Annotated in this window: 14 protein-coding genes; 3 read left to right on the forward strand and 11 right to left on the reverse strand. The window is 65.4% G+C overall.

The annotated features are described in order from the left end of the window. Nucleotides 1–209: 209 nt before the first annotated feature. The 7 genes from BFAL_RS08980 to BFAL_RS09010 form a co-directional block, all read right to left on the reverse strand. Nucleotides 210–1,442, reverse strand: coding sequence for an ABC transporter ATP-binding protein (locus tag BFAL_RS08980; protein WP_055428046.1), 1,233 nt, complete (start codon nt 1,440–1,442; stop codon nt 210–212). Nucleotides 1,443–1,445: 3 nt separating this feature from the next. After that, nucleotides 1,446–2,294 (reverse strand): ABC transporter permease subunit, encoded by an 849-nt coding sequence (locus BFAL_RS08985; protein ID WP_055428061.1) that lies wholly within the window; start codon nt 2,292–2,294, stop codon nt 1,446–1,448. A 41-nt stretch (nt 2,295–2,335) separates the two neighbouring features. After that, a complete protein-coding gene (locus tag BFAL_RS08990; RefSeq protein WP_055428047.1) occupies nt 2,336–3,268 on the reverse strand; it encodes an ABC transporter permease in 933 nt (310 codons plus the stop codon). A 32-nt stretch (nt 3,269–3,300) separates the two neighbouring features. Continuing rightward, complete coding sequence (locus tag BFAL_RS08995; protein WP_055428048.1) at nt 3,301–4,467, reverse strand: ABC transporter substrate-binding protein; 1,167 nt, start codon at nt 4,465–4,467, stop codon at nt 3,301–3,303. Nucleotides 4,468–4,874: 407 nt separating this feature from the next. Then, nucleotides 4,875–6,002 (reverse strand): D-alanine--D-alanine ligase family protein, encoded by a 1,128-nt coding sequence (locus BFAL_RS09000; RefSeq protein ID WP_055428049.1) that lies wholly within the window; start codon nt 6,000–6,002, stop codon nt 4,875–4,877. 72 nt (nt 6,003–6,074) lie between these two features. After that, the gene (locus BFAL_RS09005) at nt 6,075–7,070 is read right to left on the reverse strand and encodes an NAD(P)H-dependent glycerol-3-phosphate dehydrogenase (RefSeq protein WP_055428050.1); all 996 of its coding nucleotides are present in this window, start codon (nt 7,068–7,070) and stop codon (nt 6,075–6,077) included. A 146-nt stretch (nt 7,071–7,216) separates the two neighbouring features. Next, nucleotides 7,217–8,116 carry a lysophospholipid acyltransferase family protein gene (locus tag BFAL_RS09010; protein ID WP_055428051.1) on the reverse strand — a complete coding sequence of 300 codons (900 nt, stop codon included), beginning with the start codon at nt 8,114–8,116 and terminating at the stop codon, nt 7,217–7,219. A 546-nt stretch (nt 8,117–8,662) separates the two neighbouring features. Here BFAL_RS09010 and BFAL_RS09015 point away from each other — a divergent pair. Together BFAL_RS09015 and BFAL_RS09020 are read left to right on the forward strand one after the other, a co-directional pair. Then, entirely contained in the window at nt 8,663–9,298 is a 636-nt protein-coding gene (locus BFAL_RS09015) for a TetR/AcrR family transcriptional regulator (RefSeq protein WP_055428052.1), read from the forward strand. Nucleotides 9,299–9,347: 49 nt separating this feature from the next. Next, entirely contained in the window at nt 9,348–10,640 is a 1,293-nt protein-coding gene (locus BFAL_RS09020) for an MFS transporter (RefSeq protein WP_055428053.1), read from the forward strand. 186 nt (nt 10,641–10,826) lie between these two features. Here the strand turns inward: BFAL_RS09020 and murA are convergent, their stop codons facing one another. After that, nucleotides 10,827–12,152 carry a UDP-N-acetylglucosamine 1-carboxyvinyltransferase gene (gene murA, locus BFAL_RS09025; RefSeq protein WP_055428054.1) on the reverse strand — a complete coding sequence of 442 codons (1,326 nt, stop codon included), beginning with the start codon at nt 12,150–12,152 and terminating at the stop codon, nt 10,827–10,829. A gap of 334 nt (nt 12,153–12,486) precedes the next feature. Between murA and BFAL_RS09030 the strand changes: the two genes are divergently transcribed. Next, nucleotides 12,487–13,833, forward strand: a complete 1,347-nt coding sequence (locus BFAL_RS09030) for an NAD(P)/FAD-dependent oxidoreductase (protein WP_055428055.1) — start codon at nt 12,487–12,489, stop codon at nt 13,831–13,833. Between the two features lie 148 nt (nt 13,834–13,981). Here the strand turns inward: BFAL_RS09030 and BFAL_RS09035 are convergent, their stop codons facing one another. The 3 genes from BFAL_RS09035 to BFAL_RS09045 form a co-directional block, all read right to left on the reverse strand. Further along, nucleotides 13,982–15,094 (reverse strand): beta/alpha barrel domain-containing protein, encoded by a 1,113-nt coding sequence (locus BFAL_RS09035; protein WP_055428056.1) that lies wholly within the window; start codon nt 15,092–15,094, stop codon nt 13,982–13,984. 154 nt (nt 15,095–15,248) lie between these two features. Further along, a complete protein-coding gene (locus BFAL_RS09040) occupies nt 15,249–16,301 on the reverse strand; it encodes a CPBP family intramembrane glutamic endopeptidase (protein WP_055428057.1) in 1,053 nt (350 codons plus the stop codon). A 911-nt stretch (nt 16,302–17,212) separates the two neighbouring features. Next, the coding region (locus BFAL_RS09045) for an Ig-like domain-containing protein (protein ID WP_174514772.1) at nt 17,213–20,558 on the reverse strand (3,346 nt) is incomplete at its 5' end.

Here is a 20,558-nt window from a genome sequence, read left to right on the forward strand (position 1 = left end):
GTCTCGACGGTGCGACTATCGCTTTTAACTTGCATGCAAGTAAAGTATAACTCTTTACCGCAAGTAAAGCAATCTCGGATTCCCATGACACGCCGGCAACACGGACGTCGCGCCACGGGGGTGTCATCACAACAACAGATGGCTTGGGTTCCCATAGGAATCCCAAGCCATCCTCATGCGAGCCGTCAGCGGCCCGCCACATCAGCGAATCAGCAGGCCAACGCCGCCACCGGGCGCGGCGTGACGACCACTTCGTCGCCGGCGGCAAGACCGGCGGGCAGCTCGTTGGCCGGCAGCTGCACGGTGACCTTGAGCTGTTCGCCCTTGTTCCAATGCGGGTATTCGCCGCTGGAGATCTCGCAGTCGACGCGCGCCACGGCACCAAGGAAGTGGATCACCTCGACGCGGGCGTGCTCGCCCGCCGCAGAATCGGCCTCGCCGGCACGCACGAGCGCGATGTTCTCCGGGCGCACGAGCACGGCCACCGGATCGCCCTGCTTCGAGCCGGGCAGCAGCGGCACGCGCTGGCCGAACACCACGGCCTCGGTGCCGTCGGAAGCGCCGGGCAGACGGTTCGTCAGTCCGATGAACGTGGCCACATACTCGGTGGCGGGGCGCTGGTAGAGATCCTGCGGCGCGGCGATCTGCTCGATGCGGCCGTGGTTCATCACGCCGATGCGGTCGGCCACGGCGAGCGCCTCCTCCTGATCGTGCGTGACGAACACGGTGGTGGTGCCGGTGTTGAGCTGGATGCGGCGGATCTCGTCGCGCAGCTGGACGCGCACCTTCGCATCCAACGCGGAGAGCGGCTCATCGAGAAGCAGCACGCGCGGCTTGATGGCGAGCGCGCGGGCGAGGGCGACACGCTGCTGCTGGCCGCCGGACATCTGCTGCGTGTACTTGTTCGCCTGATCGGCGAGCCCGACGAGTTCAAGCTGCTCCATGGCCACCTTGCGGCGTTCGGCACGGCCCACGCCGCGCACCTCGAGGCCGAATTCGACGTTCTCGACGGCGGTCATGTGCGGGAACAGCGAGTACGCCTGAAACACCATGGACATGCCGCGCTTGTTGACGGGTACGCCGGTGACGTCCTGCCCGCCGACGACGATGCGCCCGCCCTGGATGTCCTCGAGGCCCGCGAGGGAGCGCAGCGCGGTGGACTTGCCGCAGCCGGAGCCGCCGAGCAGCACGACCATCTCGCCGGGTTTGATGTCGAGGTTGAAGTCGTCGAGGGCGTGCACGGTGGAGCCGGGGTAGATCTTGACGACGTCCTGCATCTGGATGCCACCGCCGCGGGTGGTGGAATCCTTGAGCAGGGCCTTGGCGGCCTTGGTGACGTCCTTGCCGCGCACGCCTTCGAGCGTGGCGGTCGGATCGTTCTTGAACGCGTCCTCGGCCTGCGCGGCGCCGCCGGCGGTGACGTTCTGGTCTGTGAGAGACATGGGTTACTTGCCTTCCTTGGGTTCGCCCGTACGGGATTTGCCGATGCGCTCGGAGATGAGGTCGAGCGCGACGAGCAGCACCACGCCGAACAGCAGGGCGAGCAGCGACATGGCGGTGGAGATCTGGGAGTTGGACTGGCCGAGCTGGTAGAGCGCGACCTGCAGGTTCATGCGGCCGAGCAGCGAGGCGACGGTGTATTCGCCCAGCACCACGGCGATGGAGATGAAGCTGGCGGACAGGATCGACTGCCACAGGTTCGGGATGATCACGCGGAAGAAGACCTTCGGCCAGGAGGCGCCGAGCGAGCGGGACGCTTCGACGAGGGTCTTGACGTCGATGGAGTTGAGACCCACGGCGATGGCGCGGAACGCGAACGGCATGACGAGCACGACGTACGCGAAGCACAGCCAGATCGGGTTGGTGTCGAGCACCTGGGAGCTCAGCCAGCGGTAAATCGGTCCGAGACCGACGACGAGCACGATGGCGGGGATGGTCAGCGGCAGGGTCGCCACCCATTCGATGGCGCGTTCGAGCGCCTTGGAGCGGATGTGCACGATCACCATGGTGGGCACCATGAGCAGCAGCATGAGCACGACGGTCACGAGGCACAGTCCAAGCGAGGCGCCGAGGCCCTGCCACAGGACGGTCAGGTCGGCGCCGAGCGATTCGCCGTTGCCGGTGAAGATCGCGATCCAGGGCGCGGCGGACCAGCGCCCGGACAGCGGGTGGCGCAGCGTGAAGACGAGCATGGCGATGAGCGGCACGAACAGGAACGCCAGCGTGATGAACAGGATGACGAACTTGATGACGCTTTGCTTGCGCACGCGGGCGGCGCGCAGCTGCGGGGGCATGGCGCCCTTGACGGCGGCGGTCTGATTCTGGTTCACGTTCTTCACTGCCAACGTCCGGCCCTCTTTTCCACGGCGTGGCTCAGCAGCATGACGATGGCCACGACGATGATCATCGCGAATGCCAGCACCTGGGCGAAGCCCTGCTGGTTGGGGTCCATCTCGTTGCGCATCGCGCCCTGGATCATCAGCGGCACGAGGATCGAACGCTGCGAGAACAGGGCGGCGGCCGTCGCGTACGCGGAGAACGCGGAGGCGAACAGCAGCAGGAACGCGGAGATGAAGCGGGGCGCGAGAATCGGCAGGGCGATGCGCGTCCAATACTGGACCGTGTTGCCGCCGAGCGACTCGCAGGCCTCACGCCACTGCGGGCGGATCGAATCGACCGCGGGCAGGAAGATGATGATCATCAGCGGAATCTGGAAGTAGCAGTACACGGTCACAAGGCCCGGCAGGGAGCTCAGCCAGTTCGGGTTGACGGTCAGTCCGGTCACGGTCTTGATGAGCATCGTGCCGATGCCGTTGATGCCGATCGTCGCGATGAACGCGAAGGCGAGCATGACGCCGCCGAACTGCGCGAGCACGGACGAGATCGCGGAGACCATGCGACGCAGCAGGCCGTTCGGCTTCGAACCGATGACGAGCGCGTAGGAGGCGAGGCCGCCGACGACCGCGCCGATCACCGAGGACGCGAGCGAGACGAGGATGGAGGTGACGAACGCGGAGACGGTGTTCGGCTCGAACAGCTTCGTGAAGTTCTCGATCGTGAAGCCGCCGTCGCGCGTCTGGAACGCGCCGACGATCACGATGACGGTGGGCGCGAGCAGGAAGCACGCGGTGTACGCGAAGAACGGGATCGTCACCGCGAAGGTGCCGAGCTCCTTGCGGTGCCGCGCGATCGCGGAGGAGGAAGAAGTAGCGGACGGGCCCGCGGCCTTGCCGGCGACGGACCCGTTCTGTGCGATTGCCGCAGTCATGGGATTGGATTCCCTTGCAGACTCCGATCGGCTCAGTTGCCGATCGTCTTGTCCCAGTTGTTCTGGAGCCACTCGGTGATGCGGGTGGCGTCGTCGTTGGTGTAGGAGACCGGCTTGCCCTCGATGGTGATGGCGTCCTTGAGGGTGTCCTGGTCGACGGTGCCGTCCTCCTTCATCGAGGAGAGCAGGACCGGGTTGGCGCCGCCCTTGAACCACAGGTTCTGGGCTTCGGCGGAGTACAGGTACTCCTCCCACAGGCGGGCGGCCGCCGGGTGCGGGGCGTCCTTGTTGATGGCCTGATTGTAGTAGCTCACGACCTGGGCCTTCGGGAAGGTCTTGTACTCCCAGTTCACGCCCTTGGACTTGAGCTCCTTCTTGTAGGAGGCCTGGTTGTAGGTCCAGTCCATGACGACGCCGGTCTGGCCGGAGTCGATGGTGCCGTTGGTCACGTCCACGGTGGTGAGGTTGCCGGCGTCCTTGAGCTTCTTGAAGAAGTCGAGGCCGGGCTGCAGGTTCGTGGTGTCACCGCCGGCCAGCTGGTTGATCATCAGGTAGCCGTTGAAGGCGGCGCCGGCCTCGGCGGGCTTGCCGTTGAGGGCGACGGTGCCGGCGAACTTCGGGTCGAGCAGGTCGTTGATGGACTTGATGTCGCCGTACTTGTCCTTGTTCCAGCCGATGGACATGATGCCCGTGTAGTCGGCGTAGTAGGCGCCGTTCGCATCCTTGTTCTCATCCGGGATCTTGTCCCACGCCTGCACCTTGTACGGGGCGAAGGAGTCGGTGGAGGTGGCGGCGATCTGCTGGCCGACGTCGAAGACGTCCGGCGCGGCGTCGGTGCCCTTGTTGGTCTTGGCGGCGTCGAGCTCCTCCTTGGAGGAAGCGTTCGGGTTGAGCTCGGTGACCTTGATCTTCGGGTACTTCTTCTTGAAGGTGGAGATGACCTCGCCGTAGTTGGACCAGTCGTGCGGCAGGGCGATGACGTTCAGGGCGCCTTCCTTCTCGGCGGCGGCGACGAGGTCGTCCATGGTGCCGAAGTCGGCGAGGGAGGTGGCCTTGGCGGACTTCTCATCGACGGTGACGGCCTTGCCGGCGGAGCCGGAGTCAGTGCCGGAGGATGCGTTCGACGAGCCGCAGGCGGCCATCGAGAACGCGAGCACGGCGGCGATGGCGCCGGCCGCAAGCTTACGCAGGTTCTTCATGTGTGTTCCTTTACTCAACTTGCCTCTAGGGAGTCGGGGCTTTCCTTCGCGCTGTATTCACGCGGCCCATAATTCCAATTGAGAAAGGTACGAGCGCTATCTGTCGCGACACCGGATTCGAGGTGAACGCTCCGCGACCTTGCGAAGCGGTTCGGTGAATTCCCGGAAACTACAAGTAAATTGTGACGACTACGTCATTTTCGTCAATATTGCACGAATATCTGTTCCACTTCCACTCCCCATGCTACGTTTCGCGACGTCCCCACTCAACGGAGCGAGGGGCGGCGATATTCTGTTTTGGACCGTAAAGACTTGGCCAGAGCGGCCCGGAGCGTGTCCAGAATAGAATATCGTCGCCCCTCGCGGTCACCCACTAAAGAGCAGTACGGGCATCGGCGCGCGAAACGCTAGCGCAGCACACCTTCGATCAGGCGCGTGATGAGCGCGGTGTAGCCCACGCCGGTCGCCTCCCACGCCTTCGGATACATGGAGATCGGCGTGAAACCGGGCATCGTGTTGATCTCGTTGACCATCACGGTGCCGTCGGGCGTCACGAACGTGTCCACGCGGCTCAGACCGGCGCCGTCGACCGCGACGAACGCGCGGCGGGCCACGTCGCGCACGTCCTCGAGGACGCTGACCGGCAGGTCCGCAGGCACTTCGACATGGCTGGCGGACGCGTCCATGTACTTGGAGTCGAAATCGTAGAACTGGTCGTCGTCGTGATGGTCGAGCACGATCTCGCCCGGCCAGCTGGCCTCCGGCTCCTCGCCGGGTTCCGCGGCGAGCACCGCGCACTCGACCTCACGGCCGTCGATGCCCTGCTCGATGAGCACCTTCCAATCATGTTTGCCGGCCTCGGCGATGGCGGCGGCGAGCACCGAAGCCTGCGCCGCACGGTCGCCCGTGGCGTCCTGCTCGACCTTGGTGACGCCGAAGCTGGAACCGGCGCGCGACGGCTTGACGAACAGCGGGTACTCGAGTCCGGCCTCCTCGACCTTCGCGAGCGCCTCCTCGGGGCGTACGATGCGCGCGTCGACCATCACGCCGGGCGCGGTGGGGATGCCGGCCGCACCCAGCACCACCTTCGTGTAGTGCTTGTCCATGCACGCGGCGGAGGCGAACACGCCGCAGCCGACGTACGGCACGTCCATCATCTCCAGCAGGCCCTGCACGGTGCCGTCCTCACCGTACGGGCCGTGCAGCACGGGGAACACGGCGTCGACGTGGCCGAGCGATTCGAGCGTGCCGTCGGCGTTGCGCGCGAAGAAGCCGTCCTGTCCCTGCGCGATGTCGAGCACGACGTCGCGCGAGCCGGCGGTCTTCTCGACGACCGGCAGCTCGCCGCCGTCGAGGTTCCAGCCGCGCGGATCGGCGCCGTCGACCAGCCACTTGCCGTCCTTGGTGATGCCTACCGGCACCGCCTCGAACCGGTCGGTGTCGAGCGCGCCCAGCACGCCCGCCGTCGAGATGCAGGAGATCGAATGTTCGTCGGCGCGGCCGCCATACAACACCACAATGCGCTTCTTGGTCATATCGTTCGTTTCCTCGTTCGTTTCCACTGACTGAATCGGTTCCGGGTACCGTATCCTACTCCGCGGTGATTCCTACTCCGCGGTGATCTCGCGTCCGAACAGCTGGGAGAGCATGTCGGCGCAGGAGATGCCCTCGTCGAGCACGCGGCTCATCGCGTAGGCGAGCGGCGTGGGCACGCCGAGTTCGTCGCCGAGCGCGACGACGGCGCCGGTGGTGGGCACGCCTTCGGCGACGCCGTTGCTCACGCGCGTCGCCTCCTCCTTGCTCAATCCCTTGCCGAGATTCGCGCCGAACGTGTAGTTGCGGCTCAGCGGGGAGCCGCACGTGGCGATCAGATCGCCCACGCCGGCGAGACCGGCGAACGTCTTCGGATCGGCGCCCGCCGCCTGGCCGAGCGCGGTGAGTTCGGCCAGGCCGCGCGTCTCGATCATCGCGGCCGTGTTCTCGCCGTAGCCGGCGCCGCGCGCCATGCCGACGGCGAGCGCGACGACGTTCTTCAGCGAACCGCACATCTCGAGGCCGATCACGTCGGTGGTGACGAACGCCTTGAAGTAGTCGGTGGTGCACGCCTTGGCGACCTTCGTCGCGTTGTCGAGGTCCGTGCAGCCGACGACCGTGGCGGAGGGCTGGCGCAGCGCGATCTCCTTCGACAGGTTCGGGCCGGAGATGGCGGCGAAGCGTTCGGCCGGCAGGTCGAGGGATTCGCGCACGACCTCGTCCATGCGCTTGTTCGTGTTGCGTTCGATGCCCTTCATCAGGCTGACGACGATGGCGTCGTCGGGGATGAGTCCCTTAAATTCCTCGAGTGCGATGCGGGCGAACTGCGCGGCGATGGCGACGACGACGATCTCGGCATCCCTGACCGCTTCGGCGCGGTCGCCCGTGGCCGTCATGGCGTCCGGCAGACGCTCGATGAACGGCAGACGCACGTGATTGCGGTGGTTCGTGCGAATGCCTTCGACGATCTCGGGCTCCTTCGCCCACATCGTCACCTCGTTGCCGGCGTCGGCCAGCACCTGGCCGAAGGCGGTACCCCATGCGCCGGCTCCAAGAACGGTGATCTTCATTGCGTTGCTCCTTAACTCACCCACGCATGGGGTGCTGTATCCCTGCCTCGCGGCTACCGCCGCTCAGCGTCGCCTAATGACAGTCCACTGGACTGTCATCTTAACGGCTCCGCCCATGCGCCGGCATGGGCGGCCTGTGCCGCGCGTCAGTCCCGCGCGGCGATCGGCTTGCGGCTCATCGTGCGGTAATCCCAGTAGCCGTCTTCGGGGAACCGTTCGCCGCGAATCTCCTCGAGAAGCTCGTTGAGGCGGATGAACATGCGCCATTTGAGCGTTTCGACGGCTTCCACCGGCGGCTCGTCGCCCCACGAATCCATGCCTTCGAGCAGGTCCGCATAGTCGAGCTGATGGTCGTAGCACATGACGACGTTCTTGCGTGGCCACGGCCACCAGTGGTTGATGGATGCGGCGCCCCAGGTGGCGGCGCAGAACAGCGGCACCTGCTTGCCGAGACGGCGGGAGGATTCGAGCGCGATGTAGGCGGCACCCTCCTTGATGCTCATCACCCATTTCTTCGGATCGCGGGTCACGGTGCCTTCCGGCCAGACGGTGAGCGGACGGCCGGAGACGAGGATGTCGATGGAGGTCTCCTCGATCTGCTTGGCCTTGCCGGAATGGCGCTGGACCGGCTGCATGCCGACCAGCTGGAACCACTTGCCGATGAGCGGCCACTTCGCCATCTCGGCCTTGGCCATGTAACGCGGGCGACGGCCCATGTGGAACAGGCTGGCCATCGGCACGAACACGTCGAACATCGTCACATGCGAGGCGGCGGTGATGAACGGGCCGCTCTCCGGCACGTTCTCCAGACCCCACGCGCGCGTTTTGCAGCTCGCATGGAAGACCACGTCGACGCCTTTGAGCAGGCGCGCGGTGCCTTTCGGGTTCTGTGCGTCAATCTCGCGCTGGTTGACGTGCCGGTCCGGTCCGGTCGGCAAGTCGCGCAGCGGGTCGACGAGGCGATGCCGCTTCGCGAGTTCGGCGACGCGCTCGTCGCTCAGCGGTGCGACCGCGGATCGCGGCGACGGTTTTCCTTTGGATGCCATGCGCCCTATTGTGCCGCCAGCCTTGTACCGCACCGTAGTCACACCGCCGGCATCCATCGCGCCATCGCGTCTTCACACCGTCACTGCGCCATACAAGCCCGCGGAAATCGTGTGTGGCACAGTTGTGCTCCACACAAGCGCGCACATGGATAAGTGGGGGGTTGTGTGGAGCATTATCGCTCCACACAAATGTATACGGTTACGCATATGGGTTTGTGTGGAGCGATATCGCTCCACACTTCGCGTATCTCTCCCATGAATCTCATCATGTGGAGCACGACTGCTCCACAACAACTCTCGCACCCCTGATATGGCGCACCATTCGACGCATACCTCCCGACGACCACCATTCTCGGCGACCCCATCAATCAATCAATCGGCGCGTTTCTCGTGCGGAAACACGCGTGGCTTCCGCACGAGAATCGCGCCGAGACGACCCATATCTACATACCGACCGACGGTATGTATACTGGGTGGAGCAGTATGCAGCAATCGGACGGAATCCCCCGGGAAATCCGCGGGGCGCACCGCGAAGGGAGACACGACATGGCACGCAACAGGCATCCGGAACGCACCCACGCACGCATCCTCGACGTCGCGAAGCGGCTGTTCCTTACCAAGGGGTACGACGGCACCACGATGCAGGACATCGTCGACAGCCTCGGCGACCTGTCGAAGGGCGCGGTCTACTACCACTTCAAGTCGAAGGAGGCGATCCTCGACGCACTCGGCGAGGAGGACCAATCCCGCCACGACCCCATGGCGATCGACGACACGGGACTCACCGGATTGGACAAACTACGTGAGGCATTCCGTCGTTCCGCGGCCGACAACGAACATATGCGGCTGATGAATGCGGCCTATCCCGCGATGCATGATCCGAAGCTCCTGGCCGCCAATCTCAAGGTCTGGCGCACCCAGGTCGCCGACATGTTCGATGCGATGATCCGCGAAGGCGTCGCCGACGGCTCCATCGACACCGCATACCCGCGCGAGGCGGCGGAACTGCTCGCCCTGTTGACCAACTACTGGCTTGCCCCCACGTTCTATCCGGCTACGGCCGACGAACTGCACCACCGCGTCGAGGCGCTGGCCACGGTGTGCACCGGGCTGGGCGTGCCAATCCTCGACAAGGATCTCATCGAAACCGTCTCCCGTGGATACGCAGCCCTGATCGACTGACCCACGACTCGAAACCCGCAGGAATCCCCCTGGAGAAGAAGCAACCATCATGAATCCGAACCCGAACAATCCGTCTCCGGACATCCACCCCCATCCCCGCTCCCCGCTTCTGTCGCGCGATTTCATTCTGCTCGTCGCGGGGCAGGGCATCTCGCTGTTCGGCAACCTGATGCTGCGGTTCGCGATGTCGATGTGGGTGCTTGACGAGACCGGCTCCGCCACGGTCTTCGCCTCGATCCTCGCGGTGTCGATCGTCCCGACGATTCTGCTGTCGCCGTTCGGCGGCGCGCTCGCCGACCGAGTGAACCGCCGCACCATCATGGTGGCGCTCGACGCGCTCTCCGGCACGCTGGTGCTCGCGTGCGCGCTCGCCTTCGTCGCGATCGGTTTCAACATGGTCGCGATCGCGGCGATGCAGGTGCTGCTCGCCGTGCTCGGCGCGTTCGAGACGCCGACCGTGCAGGCCGCACTCCCCCAGATGGTCCGCAAGTACGGTCAGGGCGTGATGCGGCAGGCGATGGCGGTCGTCAACCAGACGCAGCAGCTCGGTTCCCTGCTGCCGAGTTTCCTCGGCGGCGTCCTGTACGCGATGTTCGGCATCCGTCTGATGATGGCGGTCACCGTCGCATGTTTCGCCACCGCCGCCCTGCTCGAATGCTTCATCCGACTCGGCGCGCCCGACCGCGGCGGCGAGGAGCCGCCCACGCCGCTCGAGGATTTGAAGGCCGGCATCCACTTCCTCACCCATGATCGCCCGAACGTGTTCCGGCTGGCGTTGTGCGCGGCCGGATTGAACTTCATCGTCATCGGGTATTCCGCCGTCGGATTCCCGTACACCATCCGCACCGTGCTCGGATTCGACGCGACCGTCTACGGCGTGGCCGACGGGCTGGTGGGCGTCTCCGGCGTGGCGGGCGCGTTCATCGTCGGCCTGTTCGCAGCCAAACTCACGATGCGGCACATGCCGATGGCGCTGGCCGTGTTCGTGCTGCTGCTCGTGCCGCAGGGCGTTGCGTTCCTGCTGCCGATCGGCGCATGGGCGAAGCTCACTGTGCTGGTGGCGTTCACCTGCGGCACGATGGTCGCCAGCTGCTTCGCGAACCTCATCACGATTCCGACGATCCAATTGAGCACGCCGGAGACGATGACCGGCAAGGTCATGGCCATGTTCTCCGCGCTGTGCATGTGCGCCCAGCCGCTCGGTCAGATGGTGTACGGCTGGGCCTACGACCGCTTCCCCGTCGCCATGGTGCTGTTCGCCAGCGCCGCCGCGATGGCCGCGCTCACCGTGGCGATGGTGCCGCTCACCCGCAGATTCGAGGATTGGCGGCTCATTTCTTAGGCAGTTTTCACGTTTCTTAGGCAGGTCCCTGACTGCGCAGCCTCGAGAATCCCCTGAAAATACAAGTCAGGTCCCGACCTGACTAAGTCGAGACCTGCCTAAGAAGTGGAAAAACTGCCTAAGAATTCATGCTGGGCCATGCAGGGCCCGCCATCGACGCCCTGTATGAGCCCAGCACTCCTCCGATCAGTCGATGTCGGCGCCGAGCTGGTGCAGCTTGCCGCGGAAGTCGGCGTAGCCGCGGTCGATAAGCGAGATGCCCTGCACGTTGGACGGGCCCTTCGCCGCCAGTGCGGCGATGAGGTGCGAGAATCCGCCGCGCAGATCCGGCACGTCGATGTCGCGGCCGGTCAGCGGCGTGGGGCCGAAGATCACCGCGGAATGCTTGTAGTTGCGCTGCTGGAAGCGGCACGGCAGGGAGCCGAGGCACTCACGGTACAGCTGGATAGTGGCACCCATCTGCACGAGCGGCTTGGTGAAGCCGAACCGGTTCTCGTACACGGTCTCGTGCACGATCGACAGGCCGTTCGCCTGCGTCAGGGCCACGACCAACGGCTGCTGCCAGTCGGTCATGAAACCGGGGTGCACATCCGTCTCGATGGCCACGGGCTTCAGGTCGCCGCCCGGGTGCCAGAAGCGGATGCCCTTGTCGGTCACGTCGAACTCGCCGCCGACCTTGCGGAACACGTTGAGGAACGTCATCATCTCCGGCTGCGTCGCGCCCTTGACGAAGATGTCGCCGTGCGTGGCGAGCGCCGCAGACGCCCAGGAGGCGGCCTCGATGCGGTCGGTGAGCGACGTGTGCGTGTAGCCCTTGAGCTCCTTGACGCCCTCGATGCGGAACGTGCGGTCCACGTCCACGGAGATGATCGCACCCATCTTCTGCAGGACGGCCACGAGATCCATGATCTCCGGCTCGATGGCCGCGCCGGACAGCTCCGTCTTGCCCTCGGCGAGCACGGCCGCGAGCAGCGTCTGCTCGGTCGCGCCCACGGACGGGTACGGCAGGTGGATCTTCGCGCCCTTCAGACCATTCGGCGCGGTGATGTGGATGCCGTCCTCATGCTCCTTGTCGACGTTCGCGCCGAGCTTGCGCAGCGTCTCCAGATGGAAGTCGATCGGGCGCCCGCCGATATTGCACCCGCCGAGCGCGGGGATGAACGCCTCGCCGAGACGGTGCACGAGCGGACCGGAGAACAGGATCGGGATGCGCGACGAGCCGGAAAGCGTGTCCACGTCCGCCACATCCGCGAGCTGCACGTGCGTCGCGTCGATTGTGACGACGCCGTCGGCGCCGTCCACGTCGACGTTCACGCCGTGCAGGCGCAGCAGGTCGGACACCACGTGCACGTCACGGATCTCCGGCACGTTCTTGAGCACCGACTTGCCGGGGGCGAGCAGCGCGGCCACCATGGCCTTGCTCACGAAGTTCTTCGCGCCACGCACCTTGATCGTGCCGTTCAGCGGCTTGCCTCCCTCGACATGCAGCACATCGTTCTCGTTTTCGCCCACGACTACCTCATTTCATCCTCATGCGAACCGCGAAACACTACAAGACAGTGTGCCATAAGGCATGTGCGAACACCGTGAAGCATGCGCCGATGCGGCTGGCGGCGAAATCACCCGCGCACCGCCCGCGCATCCTCCGGTGACTGTGACCCGCGTCACAGTCAGTCGAACCTCACCGCGCGCCAACCGACTTCCGCCGACCGGTTTGCTATGGTGGACGGCAGAGGTGAACGTTCACGTCGGAGGCAACGGAAGACTCCGGACGTCACCGCACAACGCGCCGCACCGCGCCGCACGGGCGCGCCGGCCGCAACCGCAACGCAAAGGAGCATATTCCATGACCACCGTCGCCATCGTCGGATGCACGCACGCCGGCACCTTCGCCGCCACGTCGATCCTCGCCGAACACCCCGATTGGACCGTCCACGTGTTCGAGCGCAACGGCACCCTCTCGTTCCTCTCCTGCGGCATCGCGCTGTGGGTGGGCGACCACGTGTCCGACCCGAAGAAGATGTTCTACTCCTCGCCGGAGCAGCTCGCCCAGGCCGGCGCGACCATGCACATGCGCACCGACGTGACGTCCGTCGACGTGGCCGGCAAGACGCTCGCCTACCGCCCGGTCGACGACCCGTCCGCCGAGCCGGAGACCCTCGCCTTCGACAAGCTCGTCGTCACCACCGGCTCGCGTCCGGTCGTGCCGCCGATCCCCGGCATCGACAGCCCGCACGTGCTGCTGTGCAAGAACTGGGACCACGCCATCGCCATCAAGTCCAAGGCGAAAGAGGCGAAGTCCGCGGTGGTGATCGGCTCCGGCTACATCGGCGCGGAAATCGCCGAACAGTTCTCGCTCACCGGCGTCAAGACCACGCTCGTCGACGGGCTCGACCGTCCGCTCGCCAACAACTTCGACAAGCAGATCACCGACCAGGTGGCCGCCGCGTTCGAGGAGCACGGCGTCACGCTCGCGCTCGGGCAGAAGGTGACCGCGTTCCGTGACAACGACGACGACACCGTCACCGTCGTCACCGAAAAGGGCGAATACACGGCCGAGATGGCGATCCTCGCGGTCGGGTTCCTGCCGAACACCGACCTGTTCAAGGGGCAGGTCGACATGCTGCCGAACGGCGCGATCGTCGTCGACGACTACATGCGCGCCTCCGCGCCGGACGTGTACGCGTGCGGCGACTCGGCGACCGTCTTCTACAACCCGACCGGCAAGCACGACTACATCCCGCTCGCCACGAACGCGGTGCGTCAGGGCCTGCTCGTCGGCCGCAACATCGACAAACCGACCGTCAAATACCTCGGTACGCAGGCGACCAGCGCCGTGCAGCTGTACGACCTGTCGCTCGCCGCGTCGGGACTCGCGAAGGCCGGTGCGGAACGCCGGGGACTCACGGTGCATGAGACCGAGCTGACCGAGGACTACCGCCCCGACTTCATGCTCACCACCACGCCGGTCACGTCGATCCTCACGTGGGATCCGGAAACGCGCGAGGTCAAGGGCGGCCAGTTCTGCTCGAAGGCCGACATCTCCGGCGCCGCGAACGTCATCTCGATGGCGATCCAGGCGAAGTTCACCATCGACCAGCTCGCGAACGTGGACTTCCTGTTCCAGCCGAACTTCGACAAGCCCGTCTACTACGTCGGCGCCGTGGCCATGAAGGCCGCCGCCGAGGCGTAAACGGAATACAGCCCCCTCTGACGGGACGCTGCCGCGAAACGGCCCCCTCTGACGAGGGGGGCCGTCGGCGAAGCCGACTGGAGGAGGGAAGGCCCGCAGCCTCTTCGGACTGCGGGCGGCACGGCATCGGCCTGCGGCCGATACCGTCTCACTCCGCCTTGATCCTGCGCGCCAGCTCAGCGTCCCACATCGCGCCGGTCGCGGACATCACACTGTCCGCGCCGGCGCGTTTGTATGCCGCGTAGTCCTCAGGCGTGGTGACGCCGCCGACGCCGTTGATTGCGAAGTCGAGGCCGAGACGCTCGCGCAGGGCGGCCAGACGCGCGACCATGTCGAGACCGGCGCCGCGGATCGCATGGCCGCACACGCCGGAACGTTCGCGCCCCTTGCCGGGCAGCGCCTGCGCGCCGTGCGCGTCGACGAGACGCGCAGAGATCGTGTTGATGGTGCTGAAGCCCTGCACGGTGCCGCGGCCCACGGTGGAACGCACCATGAGTTCCAGCGCTGCGTCGTCGGGGATGTAGGCGAGTTTGACCATGAGCGGGGTGTCGCCGATCTCGCGCTTCACCGCCTCGGTGATGCGGCCGATGAGCAACGGGTCATGACACAGCAGACGGTTGTGCCCCTCGTTCGGGCAACTGGTGTTCATCACCATGACCTTCGCACCGGTCTCCTTGACGAGGCGCGCGGTGGTCGCATGGTCGGCGATGTAGTCCTCCTCGCTCATGCCCGCCACGCGCGAGCCCTGGAAGCCGGGGACGAGCAGCTGGCCGGGGCCCGCCGCCTCGATGGCGCGGAACATGTCCGGCTGCCACAGGTCCGGGTCCTGCGAGGGCACGCCGAAGCTGTTGGAGATGGAGATCGGACGCTCGTAGTTCGTGTCGGCGAGCACGCCCTCGTCGAGTTCGGCGCTGCCGGGCGTGAGCGAGCCGTCCGCGGACTTCGGGTGTACTGCGAGCACGTTCGGAAACGGGTTGCAGCCCCACGCGCGCGAACGCACGGTCTTGTAAGTCGCCAGATCGAAGCCCATGCGGAACGCGGCGGTGGTGAACCGGCTGTTGAGCAGCGGCCCCGCGGGAATGCCGAACGCGAGGTTCACCGGCACACCCATGAAGGTTTCTCCGGAGGCGCCGCGGGAATCGGCGTCGGCGGCCTGTTCAGGCGCGTCCAAGGCGGCCGCGAACGCGCCGAACGGCCCTTGCTCGTAGTTGTCCTCGTAGGTGCGGTTGACGTCGTAGAACGGTTCGGATTGCTGGTTCATGGCTTCTCGATTCTCCTCGACTGTGTGCGGCGTGGGGGTGAACTGGCGGATCGAATGCGTCGGCTTGTCGTTTCATCCAGCATAAGCGCTCTCATACACAACGCCGCGTCGCCGTCTCCCTCCACCTCTCTCGGAACTGGTCGGACAGGGGTTGCTAACTGAGCATCGCGATGATGAACGAGATGATGGTGTATATCGCGTTGAACGCGACGAACACGATGAGCGCCCATGACGTCCAGCCATAGCAGGTGTCGGGCTGGCTGCGGTTGGCGCGCAGATACCTTCCCAGCTCCCTGCCGGCCACGATGAACACGATGATGGAACCGATGACGCCCACGAGCGCCAGTACAAGCGAGAAGATCCCATACCCCGTGTCGCTCAGGAAACGGCCGGCGAGCTCGTCGACCACGCCCGAGAGGATCGCATTGTTGAAGATGTGCAATGCGATCGACCAGACCAGCGAATACTCCATCGCGACGTATCCGAGCACCAAGCCGAACAGGAACGCGAAGAACCCCTGAACGAGGTCGTCATGGAACAGGCCGAAGGCGAGCGCGGACGTGACGATCGCGAAGTTCCTGCCGAGCGGTTTGAGTTCCTTCATCAGTACGCCGCGGAACATGACCTCTTCGCAGATCGGGCCGATCAGGCCGATGTACAGCCACATGCTCACGGTGATGGCCGATTCGTCGATGCTTTCCGAGGTCGGCGAGACCAGATTGGTGCCCAGCATCGAGAACGCGAGCTGGATGAGGACGATCACGCCCTGCACACCCAATGAAATCACGATGATCGCGAAGCATGCCAGCGGCGTCATGCGGCGCCCGCCGTATTGGCTGATCGTGCCCAACTGGTTCGGTTCGCCGTACGTGTTCCGATGCGCGCCACCAAGCCAGAACTCGCGGGTGAGGATGTCGCGGTGGCGCATGAGCAGGAGGAACCCGAATGCGCACAGCACGGTGATGAGGCTCATGATGCCCGTCCACCGGTCGAAGGCGTTGCTGTAGCCCGCGTCGCCGCCGGTCGGGTCCATAGCGCCGTAGACGACGGCGAAGACGAGGCCCGCGACGATGCCGACGCCCGTCATCACCGCCTGATAGGCGAGCGTCAGGCCCATCGCGCGGTTGACGACCTTGCGTCGCCATGTGCGCCACCATGTACGCGGATCGATGGGCGCGAACACGGGCACCGCCATGGGCACCGGCATCGGTTGCGCGATGGCGACGGGCTGTACGGGCTGTACGGACGGTTGCCCGTAGACCGATTGCGGATATGGCTGATAAGGCTGATAAGGCTGGGGGCCGGCCGGTTGGAATTGCTGCGGATAGGCCGGTTGGGGCGGATAGGCCGACGGTTGGGGCTGCTGCGGCGCGACCGGCTGCCCATATGCCGGCTGTGGCTGTGGGTACGCATATGCGGGCGCGGACTGTTGTGGGTATGCCGCACCCGGCTGGGGCGGTGGCACCGCAGCAGCCGGTTGGACGGGCTGCGCATACGTGGGCGCGGGCTGCGTGTATGGGACCGTTGCGGGCGCAGGCTGGGCAGGCCGACCATATTGCTGATACCCTGCATAGCCTGCAGCGGGCGCCGGAGTAGCCCCCGACCCTCCGGCATCGCTCGCGGGAACCGCAACCTGCGCACTTACACCGGTAACCTGCGCAGTTGGAACCCCAACCTGCGCAGGGGGTTCCTGAAGAGCGGCATGTTGATTCGTCTCGCCCATCTGCGAAACGGCTGTATTCCGCGGATTATGGGCGGGCTCTCCGTACGGGGAGCCGCCCGCTACCGGACCCCCCTGCGCAGGTTCGCTGTTGGAGTGCGCAGGTTCGCCCTGCGACTGTACAGGTTCACCGTTCGACCGCGCAGGTTCGTTCTCAGGGTTTGGTCTCGTTCCGGGCTGTGTGTCATCCCACTGTGGATCGGCATCGCCCGCGCCATATGCGTCGTTCATGCTCATGGTGTCCAACCTATCCGTTGTTTCTGAATGATTCGTGACCATGTCCGCACATGCCCACAAGCACCCGCCACGCTTCCCACTCTCGGCCGAATATGCCGAGTGGCGGCGGGACCACAGGGATCCACACCGCCACTCGAGGTTCAGCCGATGCCGGAACCGGCTTACTTCCTGCGCTTGGTCAGGGCGAACAGGGCGCAGGCCGCGATGACCAGCAGCACGATGACGACCGCGATGATCGCCACGTTGGAGCCAGTGCTCGTCAGCTTGTCGTGCTGGCTTACGAGCGGCACGAGCTTGTCGCCGGAGGCGACGGTCACGGTGGCGGTCACTTCATAGTCGGTGCCGTTCACCGTGGCGATGCCCTTCACTGTGAAGGTGCCGACCTTCGCATACTTGGAGGCGGGCACGTCGGCCCATGTCACGGCCGCGTCGGTCGTGGAGCCGTCGGACCAGTGCGCCTTCACGGTCTTCGGCATCACGGGCGCCCTGCCTTCGGTGGTGGTGACCTTCACGTCACGGTCGACGGAGGTGACGGTGACGGTGTTCGCCGTCACGGTGACGGTCGCCTTGATCGTATAGTCCTTGCCACCCGCGTTGACGGTGCCTTCGATGCTGAACGAACCGGCCTTGTCGAGCTGGTCGTCGGCGATCGCAGGCCAGCTGATGGCGGCGTTCTCGACGTCACCGTTCGACCAGGTGACGGTGGTGGTCTTCGGCAAAACGGGCTGCACACCCACCTTGGTGCCGACGTTCACGGCCGTGGTGTCGACGGACTTCACGGTGGCGGCCTTCACATGCACGATGACGGTCACGTCGAGGCCGGCGGCCTTGCCCTTGACGGTGAAGTCGCCGCCTTCACGCTTCGAGTAGTCGTCCTTCGTGTACGAGGAGGCGTCCCACGTGATCTCGGCGTTCTCGGTGGCACCGTCCGTGTAGGTGACCTTCACGGTCTTCGGCAGATTGCCGGCCGGGTCCGTGCCGGAGTCGACGGTCACGGCACTGAGCGGTTCGGCGGATTCCGCCTTGGCGGTGACCTTGACCTTGACGCTTACCTTGGTGGTCTTGCCTGTGGTATCGGCCACGGTGCCGTTCACGGTGAACTCGCCGCGCTTCGCGTACTGGTCCGCCGCGACGGTCTCCCACGTGATCGGCAGGTCGACGCCGGTCTCGCCGTTGCTCCAATCGACCTTGACGGTCTTGGGCAGCGTGGGCGCGACCTTCGCCTCGGTGGTCACTTCGGCCAGGTCGGCGACCTTGGTGATGGTGGCGGGACGCACGGTGACGGTCGCGGTCACGGTCAGCGCGGCGGCCGGGTCGACGGTGCCGTTCACGGTGAAGGTCTTGCCTTCACGCGCCGTGTAGTCGGCCTTGTCGATCGTGTTCCACGTGACGGAAGCCTCGGTCTTGTCGCCGTTGGACCACGTGACGGTCGCGGTCTTCGGCAGCTTGCCGGTCGGATCGGTGCCGGAGTCGACGGTCACGGTCTTCTCGGTGAGGGTGGCGTTTTGGGCGACGGCCGGGTTGACGCGGTAGGAGACCTTCACCTCATACGCCTTGCCGGCGATGGTGACGGTGCCGTTCACGGTGAACGTGCCGCCCTTGCGGTTCGTGTAGTCGGCCTTGGCCGGCTCGTCCCACTGCACGGGTTCCTGCGTGGTGGTGCCGTTCGACCACTTCACGGTGGCTTTGACGCCGCTCAGGTCGGGCTTGGTGCCGGAGTCGACGGTCACGGACGGGGTCGCGGTGCCCGGCCCGGTGACGGATTCGACGGTGGCGGCGACCACGGTGACGTTGACGGTGAGCTGGTACTCCTTGCCGCCGGCGTTCACGGTGCCCGTGACCGGGACGACCGCGCCTTCGGTGGCGAACTGGTCGGCGGTGAGTTTCGGCCACGTGATGTTCTTGGTCTCGACGTCGCCGTTGGACCAGGTGACGGTCGCGGTCACGCCGCTGAGGTCGGGCGTCTGGCCGACGACGGTCTGCGCGGCGTCGACGCTCGCCGTGACGTTCTTCACGGTGGCGGGATTGACCGTCACCGTGAAGGAGACCGGCTTGGCGGCGCCTTCGACGGTGCCGTTCACGGTGAACGTGCCGCCTTCGCGCTTGCCGTACTGGTCCTTGGTGAGCTTCGTCCACGTGACGGGCGCGGTTCCGGTTGCGCCGTCATTGTAGGTGACGGTGACGGTGGCCGGGTACGTGGGTTCGGTGCCGGAGTCGACGGTCTGATCGGCGGGCGCGGTGACGCCGGTCACGCCGCGCGCGGTGACGACGACCTTCACGGTGACGGTGTAGGTTTCGCCGTCGGCCGTGACGGTGCCGTTCACGTCGAAGCCGGTGACGTTGGGCTGCGCGTATTCGCCCGGGTCGATGGCGCGCCACGTGACGTCGGCGTCCTTGGTGGAACCGTCGGTGTACGTGATGGTCGCCTTGACCCGGCTCAGATCGGGCGCGTGCGTGGCGATGGTGGAGACGACGGCGGGCGCGACCGTGGCGCCGGTAGGTTCGGCGTCGGTCACGATGACGGTGGCGTTCGCCTTGATGGCGGTGCCGTCGACGGTGCCGTTCACGGTGAAGCCTGCCGCGTTCGGAGCCGCGTACTCGCTCGGGTCGATGGTGTTCCAGATGACGTCGACCCGCTTGGTGGAACCGTCGCTGTAGTGGGCGGTCACCTGCTTGGGCAGCTTCGCGGCCGGGTTCACGCCGGCGGGCGTGAAGACGGTGCCGGCGTCATCGAGCGCGGTGATGGTGATGGCGTCCCACTTCGCGTACAGGGTGATGTCGCCGTTCACGGGAGCGTTGAAATCATACTTGTTCGTGAAGCTCGGGTCCGAGTACCAGCCGCCGAACGTGTAGCCGTTCTTGGTGGGTTCGGTGGATGGCTCGCTCGCCTTGTCGCCCGCGTTCACAATCTGCTGGGCGACCGTGCCGCCGCCGTTCGTCTCGAACGTGACAGTGTAGGTCGTCTTCGGCTCGTAATCCTTGATGGCGTCTTCGACGCTCTGGGTCTTGCCCTGCTTGGCATAGTTGTTGCCGATTTCCAAGACGGTGATGGTGACACCGTTCTTGACGGCGACGCCCACGCCGGCGATATCGGCCAACGGGCTTACCTCGGTCAGATAGTGGCCGTACCCCTGACGCCTCATACTGAGTTCGGACGCCGAGGCTCCCGGATGCTCGATTTCGTAGTTCAATTCGCTATACCACGAATCCACCGCGTTGCCGGACAGGCCACCCACACTGGTCCATGAATACGCCAAGGCTTCAGGACCGTCGAAATAGGTTCCTGACTGGTACTTGGAAGAATGGGTGAGGTTGTAGTCCTTGCCTTCGATGTGCACGTACCAGGACGGCTTGCCGTTCAGCATGTTCGCGTGGCCGTCGAGATTCCCCTTCTCGACGAGCTCGTTGGCACGTGTCTGCGCCCATTTCATCAGATCCCAATTGACCGACAAAGCGCCGACGGCCTTGCCGTCCGCAGTGTATGAGGCGATATTGGACGTGTTATAG

Source organism: Bifidobacterium aesculapii, assembly GCF_001417815.1.
Lineage (GTDB): Bacteria > Actinomycetota > Actinomycetes > Actinomycetales > Bifidobacteriaceae > Bifidobacterium > Bifidobacterium aesculapii.

Coding starts and splice junctions, on each gene's coding strand:
- BFAL_RS08980 (WP_055428046.1), bottom strand. CDS start 1,442: ATGTCTCTCACAGACCAGAACGTCACCGCCGGCGGCGCCGCGCAGGCC.
- BFAL_RS08985 (WP_055428061.1), bottom strand. CDS start 2,294: ATGCCCCCGCAGCTGCGCGCCGCCCGCGTGCGCAAGCAAAGCGTCATC.
- BFAL_RS08990 (WP_055428047.1), bottom strand. CDS start 3,268: ATGACTGCGGCAATCGCACAGAACGGGTCCGTCGCCGGCAAGGCCGCG.
- BFAL_RS08995 (WP_055428048.1), bottom strand. CDS start 4,467: ATGAAGAACCTGCGTAAGCTTGCGGCCGGCGCCATCGCCGCCGTGCTC.
- BFAL_RS09000 (WP_055428049.1), bottom strand. CDS start 6,002: ATGACCAAGAAGCGCATTGTGGTGTTGTATGGCGGCCGCGCCGACGAA.
- BFAL_RS09005 (WP_055428050.1), bottom strand. CDS start 7,070: ATGAAGATCACCGTTCTTGGAGCCGGCGCATGGGGTACCGCCTTCGGC.
- BFAL_RS09010 (WP_055428051.1), bottom strand. CDS start 8,116: ATGGCATCCAAAGGAAAACCGTCGCCGCGATCCGCGGTCGCACCGCTG.
- BFAL_RS09015 (WP_055428052.1), top strand. CDS start 8,663: ATGGCACGCAACAGGCATCCGGAACGCACCCACGCACGCATCCTCGAC.
- BFAL_RS09020 (WP_055428053.1), top strand. CDS start 9,348: ATGAATCCGAACCCGAACAATCCGTCTCCGGACATCCACCCCCATCCC.
- BFAL_RS09030 (WP_055428055.1), top strand. CDS start 12,487: ATGACCACCGTCGCCATCGTCGGATGCACGCACGCCGGCACCTTCGCC.
- BFAL_RS09035 (WP_055428056.1), bottom strand. CDS start 15,094: ATGAACCAGCAATCCGAACCGTTCTACGACGTCAACCGCACCTACGAG.
- BFAL_RS09040 (WP_055428057.1), bottom strand. CDS start 16,301: ATGCCGGTGCCCATGGCGGTGCCCGTGTTCGCGCCCATCGATCCGCGT.